Source organism: Clostridium sp. AF50-3 (assembly GCF_003477445.1).
GTDB classification, from domain to species: domain Bacteria; phylum Bacillota; class Clostridia; order Lachnospirales; family Lachnospiraceae; genus Otoolea; species Otoolea fessa.
Map to the genome: position 1 here is coordinate 1 of NZ_QUDH01000023.1, position 17,043 is coordinate 17,043.

Consider the following 17,043-nt stretch of genomic DNA (forward strand, 5'->3'; position numbering starts at 1 on the left):
GATATAAAAGGATGCGTCAGAAGCTCCGGGCCATCTACCGGAAGAAAGCAGCCTATATCAAGCAGGATCATGAGGAACGGGCCAATCGCTTTTTAGCCAATGCGGATACCATCTACGTCGAGCATATGGACTACCGGGCATTACAGAAACGCGCCAGGGATACTTCCAGGAAGGAAGAAGCTGCCCCGGTGAAACAGAAAGACGGTACCGTAAAGCTCATCCGGAAGTTTAAAAAGAAGAAACGGTTCGGACGATCCTTAAATAACCGGGCCCCGGCTTCCTTCATCACCATCCTGAAACGGAAGGCAGGACTCCTTGGTGTAACCGTCCTGGAGATCCAGACCCGGACCTATAAGGCCAGCCAGTATAACCATGTTACAGGGGAATGTGTCAAAACGCTCCTCTCGGAACGTAAGAAGGAGATCGGCGGACATACCGTCCAGAGAGACCTCTACAGCGCGTTCCTGATCCAGAACCCGTCCGACGGTCTGGCTGTGCCGGACCAGCAGGCATGTAAGAAACGCTTCCAGAACTTCCTGCAGTTGCAGGAACGTCTCATCCAGACAATGAAAAGCACCGGGCAGAGTATGCCGCAGTGCTTTGGATTTTAAATATGAACTTGAAAAAACGCAACTCATAAACCTGTCATAAGAAACACGTAACCATTTTTATATCCTGGGAGTCCGGCGTACTCCCGTGGGGTCAGCCAGTAGGTCCCGGACCGAACGCATCCCCCGAACCCGTAAAACCCGGTCTATATCCATTCTTAGGGAATGGTGATGCCCGGAAAATAAGGGAAGTCTCAATCTATGGGAACGATACCTTTCCGTGAGGAATTCTCACAGGGAAGCTCGTGACTTTAGTCATGAGAGGACGTCACTTCTAAAGCGATTGCAATGCCTATAAGTGTTGCAAATAAATATGTAACAACTACGGTAAGCAGCTCCAATTCGTGACCAAAAGAAATTAGAAACAAAATTACGCCTGCTTCAATAAATAATCCCATCACGGCTCCGCATAATATTAAATCTTTTAGATTACAAAAGAATTGTAATAATACCTTAAATATTTTTATTAAAACCTCCACCTTCTTTTTCATGTCACAGCCTCCTTTCCAAAAATCGTTACGCCATCAGTATGGAGTATGTTTTCAGAAGGCATTTTTGCGGATAGCACTTTTTGGTCAAAAAGACAGATAGAAATAAACCTGTCTGTCCTTCATCCTATTTTCTAATCTGGCCGACTCATCCGCCGCCTGTGGAGGCGGGGGGGGTGATTATCGGAAGTCATGTTAAAATGGAATTATCCATATGGCATGTGCGAAAGCTGTCATGAGAAACGGTATCCGAAATATCATTCTTTCTGGAACGATAAATTTCCATACTGATAATATCCAAAAACAAGAAATAGAGAAAGGAGAAAGAATATGATTCACGTGTTGTGTTCACACGGCTAAAGCCACGAATATTAACGACTTATTTTACAAACAGAAAGGAGAAGCGGGGACAGGATCTTTAAAAAGAGGGCATATTTAGGAAGACTCACTGTATTCCAATATGGTCCCCCATTAAGGCTTCAGCCGTACCTCGCACTGAATTATGAAAAAGTTAATTACATTACTGCGCCTCCGGCAGGAGGGCTTTCAAACGGAAAGCCATGATGATGATTTCATTATCGACATCCCAGAGAATCTTGTTAATAAAACAACACTCTGCGCCGACGATATTATTCTTAAGTATTGCGAAAAACAATTGCGAAAAGCTGCACGCGCAACCATCATTGGCCCAGACTGCGAGAAAATCATCGCAGATACTTGCAATGATTATAACTGGGGTGATTTCATTCTGTATGCCACGAAAGAAATCCTCGCAACTGTCGGAATATCATGCGTAAACGACTACGACGGTCCGATTGATAAGAGTACCATTTATCCGCGATTCACCGTGGAAGTAAATCAGGATGAGGTATTGCTGCCGGACTGCATGGAAGGTGTACTGATTGTTCGAGACCCGGAAGAAGGAGATATCCGCATTGATGCAGACGCCAACCTGTCTACAGGAGCGATTACCGTTGCAGAACAGGATGAGGACAGCATTGCGGGAAAAATGAAAGATGGCAGAGACATGTTTATTGATTTTGGCAATGGTGTCGAACACCCGGTTGCAATAAACGAAGAGCAGCAGGAAGAAGCTGACGATACGTTCTTCTACCTGGAGCAAGAATAAGGAAATCAGTAATATCCACAATAGCATATATGTTTACCGCGTTCCCTTGCGGGTGCGCGAGCGAACGAGCCTTCCAGAAATTGGAGGGCTCTTTTTGTTGTTTGGGAATGGCACAACGCGAAATAACGGGGGAGGGGTGTTCCTCGGGAAGACCTCTGCAATAAAACAGCCTCATTAAGGCGATGCAGATCTCCATACTGATCATGTAACAACTTCAGAAATCGAGAAAGGAGAAAGAAATATGAAAAAATTAAAAACACTGGAGCCGACAAATGGAAACGGGCAATATCTGCATACCTATAAGGCAAAATATGATGATTGTGGGACAGAGATCCCGTATGAGATTGTAAGCCGTCATGGATGGCCGGAGGTGCAGGAGCATGGGCTGGGCACCAAAACAGATGCCGTATGCATCGTGCCTATCTTTGATAACGGCGATTTCCTGATTACGCGTGAATTCCGCTATGCAATCAACGGCTATTGCTTGAATTTCCAGCCGGGCTCATTGATCCTGGCGAAACTCCGGTAGAAGCCGCTAAACGGGAATTAAAAGAGGAAACCGGGCTTAATACCGAAAAGGTACTCTTTACGATCCCTGGTGGATACAGCAGCGCCGGCATGACGGACGAAAAGGTTGCCATTGTTGGGCTGCTTGTGAGTGGAAATTTTTACGAAATGCAGGGTAAGGAAGAGATTCATCCAATTCGAACGAATGTCAATCGCCTGTATGCGATGGTCGCAGACGGTGATTCCTGCAGTTCCAGAATGCAGTGTCTGATTACAGGTATCCATTTGGCGAGGTCGGCAGAATTTTGCAAATTATGCGAATAGGAATAAGGAGTGGAAAAATTGAAAACATTTCAGTGCAGAGTGTGCGGGGCGACATTCGCCTCGCAAGATGATATCGAAGAAGACGTTCATGGCACTGGCTTCTGGTGTCCGGAATGCGAGGGCTTCACGCCATACGCAGGCATAATCAGAACGATCGATTTATCTGTATGCCTGGAAACAAAGGCCGGCGACTGTCGGGAGCGCCAGATGGATGAGCTGGCAAAAAGCGATTTACAGGGAAGGCTGTCTCCCTTGCGTTATCCCGGAGGAAAGGGGAAAATGCTAAGGCAGTTGGAACCGCATTTTCCGGAGCATATCGGCACCATGGTCGAACCATTTGCCGGCGGTGCCGCCGCATCCCTGGCTATGCTATTTGCAGGACGTACCGACCGGATCGTTTTAAACGATCTGGATCCGGGTGTATGTGCATTTTGGACATCTGTTTTGGAATGCACAGAAGAACTCCTGAATGCGGCCCGCAACATACAGGGAACGCGGGAAGAGTTTTTGCAAGCAAAAAGGATACTTGACCGGCCGGACGACCGCCTCACGGTTGAGCTGGCAGCGGCATTTCTGACAGCAAACCAGCTGGCATTTTCCGGAATCACAAAAGCCGGGATCGCAGGAGACTACGAGCGCCGATGGAATTACAAAAAGGTGGCGGACCGAATCCGCAGGATCGCAGCATACAAGGATCGTATCACGGTGATGCGTATGGATGCACTCCAGGTGATCGAAGAATTTTATTGGAGCGCGGATCATTTCCTGTTTATCGATCCACCTTACGTTTTACGGGGGAAGCAGTTGTACCGGGAATGGTACGAAATGGATGATCACAAACGTTTGGCGGGACTGATCCAGGATTTGACATTATCCTATCCAGGATGTGCAAAAATCGTAGTAACCTATGATGCCTGTCCGGAAACGGAAGAATACTATGACTTTCCGTATGTGGAAAAATTTTATCAACAAAGAAACTACAGCTGCGGCTGCAGTCGAAGCGCAAAAGACTGACAAGGAGGAAACACTTATGATCAGAACAAATTGGACAACAGCAACAACAAATTACCAGGAAGCTTTATTGGCTTTACAGGCCTGCAAGGGAAGTTGCAGGACATGCTGGTTGGAACTTAGGGAAAATGGCGATCAGGATTTTCCAATTAAAATCGTAAATCCAGTGCTTGATGATCCGTTTGCGTGGAAGTTCAGTTATGGAACATACATGAATCCGGAATCGCTTCTCAGACATAATTTTCTGAATGATACGGAACGTGATCTGACGTACAATTGGATCGCTGGCTTTGGGAATCCGGTTGCGATAGAGTTGTACCGAAAGAACCGAGAATTAACAGAAGGGTTAATTGCCGGTATTGGGACATGCTTCCCCATTCGTATTGCGGATGCACAGAAGTATCGTGATACGTTTGTCAGCGATGGATATGTATATCCTTATCCGGAAAAAGGCGGCTGTATGGTCGCTTTCTGGGAACCGAAAAAGGGGATTCCGGCTTATGTAACGGATCAGACAATCGGGAAAGTCTTTACCGTATGTACGGATGTGGAAGGCGATGTAATTTCTGAGATCGACAGTCTGGAAAGAACAGCCAAGACACTGATGGAATATGCACAGTACCTGAGAGAAAAACAGTAGCAGACCATCCGCTTAAAGAGTGTGTCCTTTGTGGCATACTCTTTTTCTTCGAAACGAACCCAGCGATTTATTGGTATATCGCGCTCGATTGGCGAATTATACCACAAGTATAATGACAGCCAGAAAAAAGTATGCTATGATACTGACATAAACAACAAGGGACAAAAAAATCAGAAAGAAAATCCCGGAAAGGAAAAGAGCCATGAGAAAGAACATGTTTGCATTGTCATATCTGTATAGCCTCAGCCATTTATCATTCGAACATAGTTACGAGGGATTATTTGAGATGCGCTCATACAGGTTTCAGACATTATGCAAAGATGGATCTTCAGGTCCGGGCATTTAACTGCAGCGATTTAAGTATCGTCATGCATGATAAATATCTTTTTCGCATAAACCGTTTGTCCTGATGGGCAGACGGTTTTTTGATGTAAAAAGGAGAAAATACAATGCCTACGATCGATATGACGGCAACCGGGAAAAATATCACAAGAATGATGAAAGCAGCAGGAATGACCGTAAAGGACTTGCAGGAAATCTTTGGATTTGCAACCCCGCAGGCTATTTACAAATGGAAAAATGGCACCGCAATGCCAACGATAGATAACCTGGTCATCCTGGCAGTAACTCTTGGATGTAAGATCGACGATCTGCTGATTGTCGATATGCCTGTACAAGGCAGAAAAACAGCATAAAGGGGTGCGACCGCACCCCGGATATATAACGGTGAGTGGCCCAGTAGCGACGGCACCTGACTGTAAATCAGGCACACAAGAAACACGGAGGCGCACATCCTCCCTCACCGACTTATGGCTCCATAGTCAAGCGGTTAAGACGGCGGCCCTTCACGCCGCAGGCACGGGTCCGATACCCGTTGGAGTCACTGTGGCCATAGTTCAACGGCAGAACGGCAGATTGTGGATCTGCTCATCGGGGTTCGATTCCCCGTGGTCACCCCACGGTCCCATAGTCGAGTGGAAAAGACGACGCCCTCTCACGGCGTAAACTCGGGTTCGATCCCCGATGGGATCATTGCACGATGGCGAAATGGGAAACGCATAGGAAGCAATGGGATGTATGCAATGGCGTGCAGAAATCGTGTTCTGAAAACAATTTGTTGTTTGGACATGGTGATGCGGAGCATACCTGCAGAGTTCGATTCTCTGCTCGTGCAATAAAATGCTGATGTGGCGAAATGGCAGACGCGGCTGGCTCAAACCCAGCTGGAGCAATCCGTACCGGTTCAAGCCCGGTCATCAGTATCCGTGGATCTGGCTCAACTGGTACGGCACCGGTCTCGAAAACCGGCAGGCGAAGTGATTCGCCATGAGGGTCCGACTCCCTCGATCCACGTTTTATGCCGTCATGGTGGAACTGGTATACACACTTGCCCAAGGAGCAAGCGCAAACGCATGTGGGTTCAACTCCCACTGACGGCATGAGGGAGATTTGGCAGAGTGGTTGATTGCAACAGTCTTGAAAACTGCAGACCGGGAATTCGGTTCCAGGGTTCGAATCCCTGAGTCTCCGTTTGGCAATAAAAAAATAATATGGTCGCGTGGGTGAGTGGTTTATACCGCCTCATTGCTAATGAGGAGACCAGATCAATAATACTCTGGTTCGCAGGTCCGAATCCTGCCGCGACCGGTTGGCAGATGTGGCGTAATTGGAAAACGCATCCGGTTTAAACCCGGATGGGGATACCCGTGTCGGTTCGAATCCGATCATCTGCATGTCTTTTGCGGAGCGTTTGGATCCGCTTTTGCATTTGGTGGAATGGATATCCGGAAGGGATAGGGGAAATGGCGGCACCAGGAGTGTTATCAAAACGTTCCGTCGTACCGCAGTAACTTCGCGGTTGCATTTAGAAAAACTATGTGATATTCTTTGTGCAAGGGGATCGGATAAGATGCCGGGTGGGCTAACACCTCATCACTCAGGCAGCAATGTTGGGAGAGCGATGCAATCCGAATGACAGGCCGGACGGATGAGCCGGTGGTTGGCGGGCAACGAAAAAACTCGAAATGTAAACCGGACGGATGAGCCGGTGGTTGACGGACAACGAAAAAATTAGCCATGAGAAAGAGAGCACATTTACACTGCGGTGTATCGGCTCTCTTTTTTCTTTGCGATTTACTTTTAGCTCGCGCAAAAGGGGTGTTCCCGGGGAACACCCCATCAAACGGCGAAGATTGGAGTCATGTTTTGTGCATGACTCTTTTTTATGTCCATTTTATGGAAAGTGGCGGATACATACTGATATCGTAATCACAAAATAAGGAATAGTAGTAGAAAGGAGAAAAGGAAAAAAATGAAAGAATTGGCTTATGTATTAGACCGGAGAACATCCGCAAACATCAGCCTGATTTAGGGGATTTTGTGACCTGCTGTAACTGTGGGAAGATCATGTTGGTCAATATTGGCACGGATTCCTGCCCGGAATGCGAAGAACATGCCCTGATGTGGACAGATCGCAGACATCAGAAAGTTAATGAGAACTTTTTCGAGAAAAATCTGGATTATTTATTGGTGGATACCGAGTAAGAGATCCGGATAAGACGAGAGGAGAAAAAAGATATGATGATTGATCTGACCTATCATTGTTCGATGGGCTGCACGCATTGTTTATCGGACTGCAAACCGGACGGAAAGCACATGCCATATTCTGTATTTGAGGATATCCTTGCATTTGTAGACCGGTATCACATTCCGACCTTTCATATATCCGGTGGGGAGATCTTTGAGCATCCAGATATTGTTAAGATTCTGGACCGGCTTGGAAACTTTGTTATGCAGCGTGACCGGAAGGGCGTTCCATTTTTGCCGTTTTCGCTTAGTACAAATGGCAGAGTTTTAGCCCGAACACCAGAATATCAGGAAACATATGTGCGTCTGCGGGACCGTATCGGCAAAAAGCGAATCTTCATGCAGGTCACGGATGATGCGAGGTTTTATCCGGTGAGTGATGAGATCATGCATAAGATTCAGGCATTCCGGTGCGACAAATGCCGGATTCCGTTGGAAAAAGCAAAGGAAATAAACCCGTTGGCCTATGCGATGTTGTGCAGCGGGGAAACGGAAAGGGGAATGTGACCATGTCAGAAAAGAAAAATCAGAACGTGAAAATGTATCTGAGTAACAACAGCCGGAAACTGGCGGGATTGCCGATGCACCGGAAGAAAAACGCAAAAAAGCGGTTTTATACCAGATGTGAAGGTATGGAGACAATCGCTGCGTTTCTTCAGTATTGCGAGTCTTAAGGGAAGCCGGAGCACTGTTAGAAAGTACCATGTCGTTTATGCGATGACACGAAAGATGTCGAGAGAGGAGAATAAGATGCTTACGGAACGAGAGAAAAAATGTTTTGAGTCCCATGAGGCGACCCTGTTGGATTACGGAACTATTAAGGTGTTGGATTTCAAAAGGCCGGATTCTTCGTATTGCCAGATCCGGTTCCTTTTTGAGGAAGACTATTGCCGCCTTCATATTTCCGGGGATCTGGGGTCTTTAACTGCAGCTAATTGCAATAATATGACCTACGAGAAATTTGCTGAGGATTATGTCGGAAATCCAGGGTATTTCCGGGAAAAGGTGGAATGCCACAATCGGCCATTTTTCGTATTTGATGAAAACATGGCCAAGGCTTCGCTAAAGGAATACATGGACGAGTCCGGAGTGCTTCCGGAAGTAATCCAGGATGGCCGGATGGACTGGGAAACGGATGATGACAAGCTCAATGATTTCTTCGAAGATGTATTTTCTGATTTTACCGATGCGCAAGGAATCGGGTCCGCCGGATATGAGGCTTTGGAACGGTACTTTTCGGATCCGTGGGAATTTGCTTCCTCACTTGGAAAACAGGAAACGAATATTCTGGAATTGTACCTGTATGCTTTTCAGATGGCAAAAGCACAGATCGACCAGGAAAAGAATCCATCCAAAAAAGAATGAGAAATAACACGGCTACAACCTCCTCTGAGCAATCAGAGGAGGTTTTTTAAAAAATAGGCAGCAGAATTGCTCTGCCGCCCGTTTAGAAAAACTTAGAACGCGTTATCTTTGCGTGCGAAACGCCGCAATTTCATTATCACTCAGATCTTTTGCAACCTTACCATGCTTTTTCGCATATCTGGTAAGCGCTACCAGATCGATTGCGATTGATGGTCTGCTTTCGTACGGATTAAACATCGAGAGATACTGTTCTACGGTCGTACGATTTTTTGCAGTGTTACACTTCATCGTCGGTCCACTCATAAGTATACACCTCCATGATTTTTTGTGCTGCGGTTTCCTCCATGACGAAATGGAGCGGGTGGTTTGGAAGTGGCATATGCCATGCCCCAAACTCATTAACGTAGTGCGCCAAAACCGCTTCATCCATAGCGTCGGAGTGGAAGACGCCCTCGTGGTTCCATTCGGCAGATTTTGCAGCTGCGATCGCAAGCAAATGTCCACCTACTCCCTTATACTTTTGTGTATGATATTCCCATACGTTGTTATGCGGAGCCGTGCAAGCCCAATGAACATACACGGCGTTAGAAGGTACATCATTGCTAATACTGATAAGCCCCTGTATATCCATGGTTCCCTTAAGAACTAACGCATATACCTCTACCTCTTTTGGAAATTTGCTCCAGTTTATGTACCATCCGGTATTTTTGTTGAATTTTGACAAAAAAGATTTTCTTTTTATTCTTACAACTTCGGTTTCTGCGATGTCTCCCGTGGTGACATCTCTCAAACACGGGGTTAATTCATCTACGATAAACGTAATCATTTGCTTGGGTTCCTTCTACTTATTTTCATTATACTACATGTTGCGGTTGTTTGCAATTTGGTTGTATTACTTATCCTGTATTCATTGTTATATTCTCCTTTCTCGATTCCTAATCCACCAGTAACACTTTCAGTATGCAGATTTGCACTTTTAGAATGATAGAAAAATCAGAAAAATACCATTCACGCAACAAATGGTAATGCGGATGAAATAATTTTTTGAGAAAGACGGGATACATCGGAGAACTTATCCGGATATCGCGCATACTGACAATAAATCCACTCAAAATCCTGTCCTTCCGTATCCATACTGAGCATGTAACCGTTGATATTAAGGAATTAAGGAGGAAAGACAAAATGGGAATTAGAATGAAGTACACGTTGACAGGACACCTGATCGGCAAAAACTTGAAGGAATTCAGTGAACTTCCAAACAGCTCTTTTTCGCCCGGCGGATTTGCAATGGACATTCCGGTCGGTGGAAAGACGGTCTGCGTCCCGTTTGACTGGGCCAGTTATTCCGGCACGGTCAATGAAGATGGAGAACTGGAAATCATCCATGGGGAATGGACGTATTTTTCCACAACGGATGAGAATGAACTTGACGACTGTTATGAAGAAGAGTGGAAGAAACTCGGCATATGCCGGGATGATCTGACTCCGGAAGTGATGGCAAAAGCGACGGCGATCCGCGAATTTTACATCGACTACTGGCCGGTATCGGCAAACGCAGACTCAGATGATACCTTAACTGTCACGAAACTCTGCTTTTTGGATGATGATGGAACTGAATATCCGGTAGACGATGCAGTTTTAAAAGCTGCGGGGAACCTGTTGAACCTGTGAGACAGAAAGGGAAAAACATATGAATAAGATGGAACTTCAGAAACAGTTAGGGGCAACCAGGGACGAAATGGTCGGGAAACGCTACCGTCATTTTAAGGGCGGCATTTATGTCGTCTTAACGATCGCGGTGCACAGCGAATCCGACGAACCCTGGTAATCTATCAGACGCTTGACCGTCCGGATCTTGTGTGGGCAAGACCTATTTCCATGTTTTTATCAAACGTGGATCATGAGAAATATCCGGATGTGAAGCAGGAGATGCGCTTCGAGCTAATGGAGTGAGTACTACAAGACTTACATCAGATAACAAAGGAGAAAGACATGAAAAAGAAAAAAGAAATGACGGAACAGGAGCGCCAGATTGTCCGCGAATTGGGCCATTCGCTTTATACCGTGGAATACCTGGAGACCTGGATTAACCGGGATGACGATGTGATGTGCAATGCCGTGGCAGCACTGACGGCTATGGGAGCAAAAGGTTATTATGATGCGGTAAAGATGATGGCAAAACAGGGCATACGAAAGAAAACGGGCTATACAGTCCATTGTGGCGGGCATAATTACCTGACTCTGGAGCGCGATGGTGCGTTTGTGTTCTGTTTGGATAACTGTCTGATGTATGCAGAGGACATGATCCGCAAGGTAGAGGGCGAAACCGGGATGGATTTTCGGGATATCCGGATCCTTGGGCGCCGGGATGACTTCCAGGGGCTTCGTTTCCGTCACGGTGGCTGGAAGCGTGATTTCTGGGACTGGTTTTCAAACCGTGAGGAGTCAGATGCACCTGCTGCCGCATCGCAGTCGAAAACGCAGGATCAGTAGACGTCATTCAAAAAATATACGGTGACAGGCGCGGAAGGTTTTTCCGTGCTGAAAACCCACGAGAAACAAAAGGAGTATTCAGATGTTATGTTAAAAAATGACAAAAGTAAAGCAGTAGCGGCTATGTTCATGGTGTGTATGCAGTTCGTTCTGCTGACGTTCGTGATCTGTATCAAACCGCAGTACGAGTTGTACATATACGCGCTTGTATGCCAGATCCTCTGTTTCCTGCCGGTCGCGTATTATCAGGTCAAATATCAGCATCAGTTCCCGGATCTGCTCATGTGTCTTTGCGTCTGCAGCATCACGGTCCGCGAAATGGTTGGGTTATGGAGACCGGAGCTATCGGAGATTGCGTCAAAAATCCAGTGCGTGATCGCTTTTGTGTATTTTCTCAGCGCATTCCGGAAAGCGTTTCGTAGAACGAACAAACTGCAGGCTATGACGGAAGAAATGAAACGTCAGAACAGGGTGAAAGATTCAGACAGCCCTGCAGATGCGGGGGAAGGAGAAAAAGATGAAGGAAATGATGGGATACGTGACTAACCGAAAAACATATCTGGAAAATCTTTGTGAGTGTTACGGTGAACCGGAAGGCGTTGCAGATCATCTGAAAGCCTTGGCAAAGAAATATCCGCTCTTTTCAAAGATGTTCCAGAGGGATATCCGCAGATTTACCGAGGAAGCCGACCGTCAGAATGAATGGGCGTATCAGCGTGAGCTGAAGTACAAACAGAAAATGCAGGAAGAACGCGAAAGCGGCGGATGCATGGACTGTCCGTGGGGTAACGGCGCAGGCGGATGCAGCATTCCTGGATATTGTCAGGAAAATATGTAAGCATTGTAGTCAAAGAAAAGGAGAATTAATCATGGAAAAGAAAAATATTGCGTTGAGTGCGATTTCAGTTGACGTGGAGATCCAGCCAGATAATACCCTGGATGCCTACATTTCCACAGAAGGAAGTAGCGGAGCACATTATCAGAACGTATCTGCTGAGGTTGTAGCGGAAAACGTCCAGGATCTGATTGAGTGCCTGGCGGAATCAGCACTGGAAAATACGGATCGGTGTTTGGCGGAAGCCTTCCCAAGTCGTAACCTCGTAGCGGGCAGCTGCAGAGTGGGTTCGAAAGATACCTGGAACACCGCCGTTACCTGTATGAGCATGGTAACGATGCCTCGGAATCTGTATTAAAGGGGGCTTGCGAAGAAGCGGAAAAATGGCTGGATGCCTGCGGCTGCTGCCTGGATGAAGCCCGTATCACGGACCTAGTCAAGGGTTATCGGAAGCCATATCAGCACAGCATTGACCTGTTAAAAGCGACGGATCAGGACTACGTATTCATTTCAGCGGAAACCTTCCAGTTATCCGGTGTGTGTGGATACCTCGTCGGATGGCTGAGCGATAATGAGGAAGATGAAGATAATGTCGATGCTTACCTGTTATTTGTCCCGGTCTTAAATGCCTGGTGCGATGACGCCAAGCGCGATGTCCTGTTTGCAGAAGGACTGGAAGATAATCCGGAGTGTTTCCATTACGCAATGGCAGCCACGGACGGCCCGAAGGTGGTCTTGCATCATGAGACCGATACCGACAGTGGTGCCTGGAACAGTATGAAACTCTGTGCGGAGCTGCAGCTCGCGATGTGCGAGTACGTAAATAGCAGGTCCAGATGTATCGATGAAGATATCCTGGATGGAGACAGTGAGCAGGCTTTGAGCGAGATCGTTGGCTTGTAGATGGGAGAAGCCGGGAATGTCGCAAAAAGCGGCATCCCGGCATATATAAGAAGAGCTAAAAAGTGAATTGAAAGGTGCAAAATGAGATTACCACAAGAAATATTTGCAGAAGCATTATGGGTAGAATGGTTTGTTAATTACGGTAATGTTTGTAAAAAGAAATTGCCGGATTTATTGAGGAGATATAATTTAAAACTCAAAAAAGAGAAAACCTTAGATGATGTTAAATTAGCAATAGGTAGAGCTTTTAAAAACACTCCTTGTGTTTCTTCTAAGCAAATAGAACGCATTGCAGAGGAAACAGACAAGGTTTGTACTATAGCTAACTGGGAAGATGCAGTTGCAAAATATAGGGTATGAAACAGTTGTTTTCCAAGTTTTTATAATGGAGGAAATAAGAAAAGTGAAATATAAAGTTGGTCAGAAATTCATGGTAGAAATGCGTGAAGGTTATCATTTGTCCAAGATTGTTAGAAGAGAAATTGAAATTTGTAGAATTGATGAACACACTAGATTAATATGGATAAAATTTCCGTTAGTATGTGGTGGATATAGGGAAATGTTTGGCTATGAGAGCGAGCTTGATTCAATGATTATTACTTAATTAAGTTTAAAAAAATAAAACGTATAAGCTGTATGATGAGGGCATGATCGAAAGCGAGCACCGCGGTTTCCCGCGGGCTTTCCGGATCAGCAAGAAGGGCTTGTTATCCTTAAACCCGTAACACAAACCAATACCATTCGTATCGCAGGATGCGGATGGTATTTTTTTGCTCTCGCGACGGTCCGGGTATCCATACTGATATCGCAACCAGACATATCAGAAATGGAGTACAAAGGAGAAAAAATGTGGAAAAGAAAATCAAGGGAAGTAAACGAGGACTGACGTTTTCGTTCATCAGCGAAAACGGGACATTCGCACCGGGCAGCCGTTACCGGTATGTGATCGATAAAGATGCGGGGCGAATCATGATCCTGCCGTCTAAGGACGGGGGAAACACAGTATCCAGAAAACGTTCCGGGCTTCGGATCAAATCTCTCATCGATCTGCGAAGCCGTGATATCCTGGAATTGGTATCAGCTTCCGATCATATGGAGATCGAATTCAAGGAAGAGTGTATTTTAGTTGCTATCCACCAGAAGGCAGAGAATGACAGGCGGGCAAAGATCTGCTACCTGAATCTGATGCCGGAACTTCTGATGGCGGCAGGAAATGAGAATACGGCCATAAACCATATCTGTGGGCACATGCCGCAGACAGAGCCGTGGGAAGATCTGGTTTTAAGGAAACAGGTACCTGACGTCTTAAGGGTAATTTCCCTGTTTTCCGGTGCGGGGATGCTGGATCACGAATTTACCAAGGATCCGCGGTTTGAGATTGTGTATGCAGCAGAATACGATCATGACGCGGTCGGTACGTATCGGCATAACATCGGGTCGCAGATTGCGGAATGTGACATCCGCACGCTTTCCGGACAGGATCTCCCAAAGGCTGATATCATCATCGGCGGGCCTCCGTGCCAGCCGTTCAGCAATGCGAACCGGCATGAGGATTCCAGGGGCAGCCTGCATCCGGAGGGGGATATGTTCGCGCATTACCTGCGGCTCGTCAGGGAGAGCGGTGTCCGGGCATTCTTAATCGAAAACGTGCCGGGACTTTTGTCCGCGGCGATGGGGCATTACATGAATCTTATTCAAACGATACTGCCGGATTATTCCGTATCTGCGAAAGTTATCACGGACTGCGATCTTGGCGGATATACAAAAAGGAAACGAGCTGTCTTAATCGGGAACAAGGGTGCAACCCCCGTTATTCCGGATGTTAAGATACGTCCGGTACGAACAGCCGGGGAAGCACTTTCCCGTGTTAAGCCGGACTGGCCGAATTTTTCAGATGTGACCGTATCCAGTGAATGGGTACGGAAGAAGATCTCCATGATTCCGGAGGGCGGTAACTGGCACGATTTGCCGGAAAAATACTGGACCAAAAGCGTCCATTCCAACATGTACCGAAGGGTGGACCGGAACCGGCCATCCATTTCCATCGCGAACTGGAGGAAGTTTTTATTAAGTCCTCCAAAGTGGACGGATTCCGCAGAATGGGACCGGATCCTGACCGTATCAGAAGCAGCAGCCTTGCAGGGGCTTGATAAGCATTTCGCTTTTTCCGGGTCCTTAAATTCGATGCAGCAGCAGGTCGCAAACGGTGTGACTGCCGCGATCGCAAGGTTCTGTAAAAACATCCTGGCAGGGCTTTTCGGGAGCCGGCCGTGATGGCAGATTAAACAAAGAAAAAGTGTAACAGATCTTCAAGACACCGCAGCCTGCGGTGTCTTTTTTGCGAGCGGTGTCCTGGCGTGGTTTCCTGCTATTATCCGGAATGTGCTGGAAAATCGCGGGTTTCGCGAGTGCCCGGAACCACATACTGAAAGTGTTCATATTTAATCATAAGGAAGAGAGGAAGAAAAAATGGAAGAAAAGAAAAACACGAAACTTGCGGATTTTGGAAAGAAGATCGGGGGTGCCAGAAAGGATCAGTGGAAGGGCAGAGGCATGTCCTTGGAGGATCTTTTGGATATGACCGACCAGGAAACGAAAAAATACGTGACCAAGGATAACGTCTGGCCGAAACCGGACTGGGCTTCGCTCCTTTTGGAAGGGAACGTGGAAAAAGCCGTCCGATACTGGCAGAACGAGATCCGAAAATCCCTGCCGGCAAACGCAGGGTCCCTTTCCGGACAGGACAAAGAGACCAGATATGTCCGTGTGGTGAGCGAACTCCGGGACCTGGTCATGAATGTTCGTACCGGAGAAGACGCAAAAAACTTTTACCACGAGAAGGTCGTGCCGAATGGGTATGTCATTCCCAAGACCGGACGTTATGTCGATGTGCCGGAGGGGATGAAAGGTATTATCTCGAATAAGTTCTTGCATGCGGCACCCTTCCCGGGCGAGCTGTATTATAAACAGCGAAAGAAAGACTACGTTGTCTTCGGCGTCCCGAAGGAGCGCAAGGAATACGAAATCTGCAAAAATAAGCTGACCACATGCCTGTACGACAAAAAGCACGTATTCTTTGAGCCGTTCGGGCGTGACGGAAAGATGCGTCTGACCGTCAAGTACGGATGCTCCAGTGTCTATTTTTATCCGGAACAGGCAGAGGAATATGCAAAGACCTGGGAGCCTGACACCTGGTTTGTCGTCAATACCGAAACGAGACACATCGAGGCATACGGACTTCCGGATGAAGCGTCCGCCATGGAAAAGGTCGACGAGCTGGCGACAGCTGCCTGCGAATCAGGATCCAGTGAGCCGGCGAAAAAGAAGGCTGCATCCAGAAATCAGAAGGCAGTATTTAAGATGGCAGAGCTTTCCCACTTTACCCGGACCGGAGAAGAAATCCTGAAACCGGATGAAAATGTATCCCCGGAACAGTTTTTGGCTATGTTCCCGGTGCATGGTGGAGAGTTCGGAAACTGGCTTTCCGGCAATGACCGCCAGCAGCATTTAAACATGGCCTATGAAGCGTTAAGCGACCTGGCAAAGGTCCTCGGACTTTCTCCGTCGGATGTTATCTTTAACGGGAAATTAAGCATCGCGTTCGGTTCCAGGGGCCGCGGCGGACAGTCCGCCGCATCCGCCCATTTCGAGCCGATCCTGGAGGTCATCAATCTGACCAAGATGCACGGAGCTGGGTGTCTGGCTCATGAATGGGGTCACGCATTCGACTACTTTTTAGCTGCACAGGTCAATGATGAGGAAACGTTTGCAAGCGGGACTCATAAATCCGGTCTGTATCCGTCCGTCTTTTGTGACCTGATGAATGCCATGCTCCGGAAGGAAGACCGGACGATCACGGATTTTTACACAGCTTCCTGTAAATTCGACAAAGTGTACCGCAAAAGCGGGCATGGTTATTGGTCAAGCCGGTGCGAGATGTTCGCGCGTGCCTTTGATTGTTACATGGCAGACCGGTTGGCGGAGCGCGGATGGAGGAATGATTACCTGACGTCCAACGCGGATTCCTTTACGCTTGTAGCCGATGACGGTATGACATACAGGGCATACCCCTGCGGCAGGGAACGGGAACGTCTGAATGGACTGTTTGACAAATTATTTGAGGAGATACAGGCGCAGTAATGCGTTCTGCATGA

General features: G+C 47.1%; 23 protein-coding genes, 9 tRNA genes and 2 pseudogenes. 31 read left to right on the plus strand and 3 right to left on the minus strand.

Annotated elements, in window-relative coordinates:
• Positions 1-611, plus strand: a pseudogene (locus DW085_RS19295) (hypothetical protein); the annotation flags it as partial.
• A 248-nt stretch (positions 612-859) separates the two neighbouring features.
• Here the strand turns inward: DW085_RS19295 and DW085_RS17120 are convergent.
• Positions 860-1,099 carry a hypothetical protein gene (locus tag DW085_RS17120; protein ID WP_118493954.1) on the minus strand — a complete coding sequence of 80 codons (240 nt, stop codon included), beginning with the start codon at positions 1,097-1,099 and terminating at the stop codon, positions 860-862.
• Positions 1,100-1,598: 499 nt separating this feature from the next.
• On the opposite strand from DW085_RS17120, the gene DW085_RS17125 reads away from it, so the two are divergent.
• The 19 genes from DW085_RS17125 to DW085_RS17210 all read left to right on the plus strand — a co-directional run bounded on the left by DW085_RS17125 (position 1,599) and on the right by DW085_RS17210 (position 8,658).
• Positions 1,599-2,225, plus strand: a complete 627-nt coding sequence (locus DW085_RS17125) for a hypothetical protein (protein ID WP_118493957.1) — start codon at positions 1,599-1,601, stop codon at positions 2,223-2,225.
• Between the two features lie 241 nt (positions 2,226-2,466).
• Entirely contained in the window at positions 2,467-2,754 is a 288-nt protein-coding gene (locus tag DW085_RS17130) for a hypothetical protein (protein WP_118493960.1), read from the plus strand.
• The gene (locus DW085_RS17135) at positions 2,706-3,056 is read left to right on the plus strand and encodes an NUDIX hydrolase (RefSeq protein WP_182430931.1); all 351 of its coding nucleotides are present in this window, start codon (positions 2,706-2,708) and stop codon (positions 3,054-3,056) included. The genes DW085_RS17130 and DW085_RS17135 overlap by 49 nt, the downstream gene beginning before the upstream one ends.
• Positions 3,057-3,074: 18 nt before the next feature.
• Complete coding sequence (locus tag DW085_RS17140; RefSeq protein ID WP_118493966.1) at positions 3,075-4,070, plus strand: DNA adenine methylase; 996 nt, start codon at positions 3,075-3,077, stop codon at positions 4,068-4,070.
• A gap of 16 nt (positions 4,071-4,086) precedes the next feature.
• Positions 4,087-4,707: a hypothetical protein gene (locus tag DW085_RS17145; protein ID WP_118493969.1), complete on the plus strand. Its 621-nt coding sequence runs from the start codon at positions 4,087-4,089 to the stop codon at positions 4,705-4,707.
• Between the two features lie 449 nt (positions 4,708-5,156).
• The gene (locus tag DW085_RS17155; protein WP_118493975.1) at positions 5,157-5,402 is read left to right on the plus strand and encodes a helix-turn-helix transcriptional regulator; all 246 of its coding nucleotides are present in this window, start codon (positions 5,157-5,159) and stop codon (positions 5,400-5,402) included.
• 116 nt (positions 5,403-5,518) lie between these two features.
• A tRNA-Glu gene (locus DW085_RS17160) sits at positions 5,519-5,590 on the plus strand.
• Between the two features lie 2 nt (positions 5,591-5,592).
• A tRNA-His gene (locus DW085_RS17165) sits at positions 5,593-5,666 on the plus strand.
• A 1-nt stretch (position 5,667) separates the two neighbouring features.
• Positions 5,668-5,739, plus strand: a tRNA-Glu gene (locus tag DW085_RS17170).
• Between the two features lie 149 nt (positions 5,740-5,888).
• Positions 5,889-5,969: transfer RNA gene (locus tag DW085_RS17175), tRNA-Leu, on the plus strand.
• A gap of 3 nt (positions 5,970-5,972) precedes the next feature.
• Positions 5,973-6,060 (plus strand) — tRNA-Ser (locus tag DW085_RS17180).
• Positions 6,061-6,066: 6 nt separating this feature from the next.
• A tRNA-Leu gene (locus DW085_RS17185) sits at positions 6,067-6,146 on the plus strand.
• Between the two features lie 4 nt (positions 6,147-6,150).
• Positions 6,151-6,237, plus strand: a tRNA-Ser gene (locus tag DW085_RS17190).
• Between the two features lie 22 nt (positions 6,238-6,259).
• A tRNA-Ser gene (locus DW085_RS17195) sits at positions 6,260-6,354 on the plus strand.
• Positions 6,355-6,358: 4 nt separating this feature from the next.
• Positions 6,359-6,440: transfer RNA gene (locus DW085_RS17200), tRNA-Leu, on the plus strand.
• A 646-nt stretch (positions 6,441-7,086) separates the two neighbouring features.
• The gene (locus DW085_RS19300) at positions 7,087-7,251 is read left to right on the plus strand and encodes a hypothetical protein (RefSeq protein WP_182430932.1); all 165 of its coding nucleotides are present in this window, start codon (positions 7,087-7,089) and stop codon (positions 7,249-7,251) included.
• Positions 7,252-7,284: 33 nt separating this feature from the next.
• A complete protein-coding gene (locus tag DW085_RS17205; protein WP_118493978.1) occupies positions 7,285-7,800 on the plus strand; it encodes a radical SAM protein in 516 nt (171 codons plus the stop codon).
• A gap of 2 nt (positions 7,801-7,802) precedes the next feature.
• Complete coding sequence (locus tag DW085_RS19305) at positions 7,803-7,967, plus strand: hypothetical protein (RefSeq protein ID WP_182430933.1); 165 nt, start codon at positions 7,803-7,805, stop codon at positions 7,965-7,967.
• Positions 7,968-8,043: 76 nt separating this feature from the next.
• Complete coding sequence (locus DW085_RS17210) at positions 8,044-8,658, plus strand: hypothetical protein (protein WP_118493981.1); 615 nt, start codon at positions 8,044-8,046, stop codon at positions 8,656-8,658.
• Between the two features lie 102 nt (positions 8,659-8,760).
• Here the strand turns inward: DW085_RS17210 and DW085_RS17215 are convergent, their stop codons facing one another.
• Together DW085_RS17215 and DW085_RS17220 are read right to left on the minus strand one after the other, a co-directional pair.
• Entirely contained in the window at positions 8,761-8,961 is a 201-nt protein-coding gene (locus DW085_RS17215) for a hypothetical protein (RefSeq protein WP_118493984.1), read from the minus strand.
• The gene (locus DW085_RS17220) at positions 8,936-9,484 is read right to left on the minus strand and encodes a hypothetical protein (RefSeq protein ID WP_118493987.1); all 549 of its coding nucleotides are present in this window, start codon (positions 9,482-9,484) and stop codon (positions 8,936-8,938) included. Before DW085_RS17220 ends, DW085_RS17215 begins: the two co-directional genes overlap by 26 nt.
• A 356-nt stretch (positions 9,485-9,840) precedes the next feature.
• Between DW085_RS17220 and DW085_RS17225 the strand changes: the two genes are divergently transcribed.
• From DW085_RS17225 to DW085_RS17275, 11 genes and pseudogenes are all read left to right on the plus strand, one after another.
• The gene (locus DW085_RS17225; RefSeq protein ID WP_118493990.1) at positions 9,841-10,329 is read left to right on the plus strand and encodes a hypothetical protein; all 489 of its coding nucleotides are present in this window, start codon (positions 9,841-9,843) and stop codon (positions 10,327-10,329) included.
• 67 nt (positions 10,330-10,396) lie between these two features.
• Positions 10,397-10,611 (plus strand): annotated as a pseudogene (locus DW085_RS17230) (DUF1653 domain-containing protein).
• 39 nt (positions 10,612-10,650) lie between these two features.
• Positions 10,651-11,151: a hypothetical protein gene (locus DW085_RS17235; RefSeq protein ID WP_118493993.1), complete on the plus strand. Its 501-nt coding sequence runs from the start codon at positions 10,651-10,653 to the stop codon at positions 11,149-11,151.
• A gap of 87 nt (positions 11,152-11,238) precedes the next feature.
• On the plus strand, positions 11,239-11,697 hold the full coding sequence (locus tag DW085_RS17240) for a hypothetical protein (RefSeq protein ID WP_147353980.1): 459 nt from the start codon (positions 11,239-11,241) through the stop codon (positions 11,695-11,697).
• The gene (locus DW085_RS17245) at positions 11,669-11,989 is read left to right on the plus strand and encodes a hypothetical protein (RefSeq protein WP_118493999.1); all 321 of its coding nucleotides are present in this window, start codon (positions 11,669-11,671) and stop codon (positions 11,987-11,989) included. Before DW085_RS17240 ends, DW085_RS17245 begins: the two co-directional genes overlap by 29 nt.
• 31 nt (positions 11,990-12,020) lie before the next feature.
• Positions 12,021-12,344: a hypothetical protein gene (locus DW085_RS17250; protein WP_118494002.1), complete on the plus strand. Its 324-nt coding sequence runs from the start codon at positions 12,021-12,023 to the stop codon at positions 12,342-12,344.
• A 179-nt stretch (positions 12,345-12,523) separates the two neighbouring features.
• Positions 12,524-12,889 (plus strand): hypothetical protein, encoded by a 366-nt coding sequence (locus DW085_RS17255; RefSeq protein WP_118494005.1) that lies wholly within the window; start codon positions 12,524-12,526, stop codon positions 12,887-12,889.
• An 81-nt stretch (positions 12,890-12,970) separates the two neighbouring features.
• Positions 12,971-13,249 carry a hypothetical protein gene (locus tag DW085_RS17260; protein ID WP_118494008.1) on the plus strand — a complete coding sequence of 93 codons (279 nt, stop codon included), beginning with the start codon at positions 12,971-12,973 and terminating at the stop codon, positions 13,247-13,249.
• A gap of 43 nt (positions 13,250-13,292) precedes the next feature.
• Complete coding sequence (locus DW085_RS17265; protein ID WP_147353981.1) at positions 13,293-13,493, plus strand: hypothetical protein; 201 nt, start codon at positions 13,293-13,295, stop codon at positions 13,491-13,493.
• 245 nt (positions 13,494-13,738) lie between these two features.
• Positions 13,739-15,163 (plus strand): DNA cytosine methyltransferase, encoded by a 1,425-nt coding sequence (locus DW085_RS17270; protein WP_182430934.1) that lies wholly within the window; start codon positions 13,739-13,741, stop codon positions 15,161-15,163.
• Positions 15,164-15,358: 195 nt separating this feature from the next.
• On the plus strand, positions 15,359-17,029 hold the full coding sequence (locus tag DW085_RS17275) for an LPD1 domain-containing protein (protein ID WP_118494017.1): 1,671 nt from the start codon (positions 15,359-15,361) through the stop codon (positions 17,027-17,029).
• Positions 17,030-17,043 lie beyond the last annotated feature (14 nt).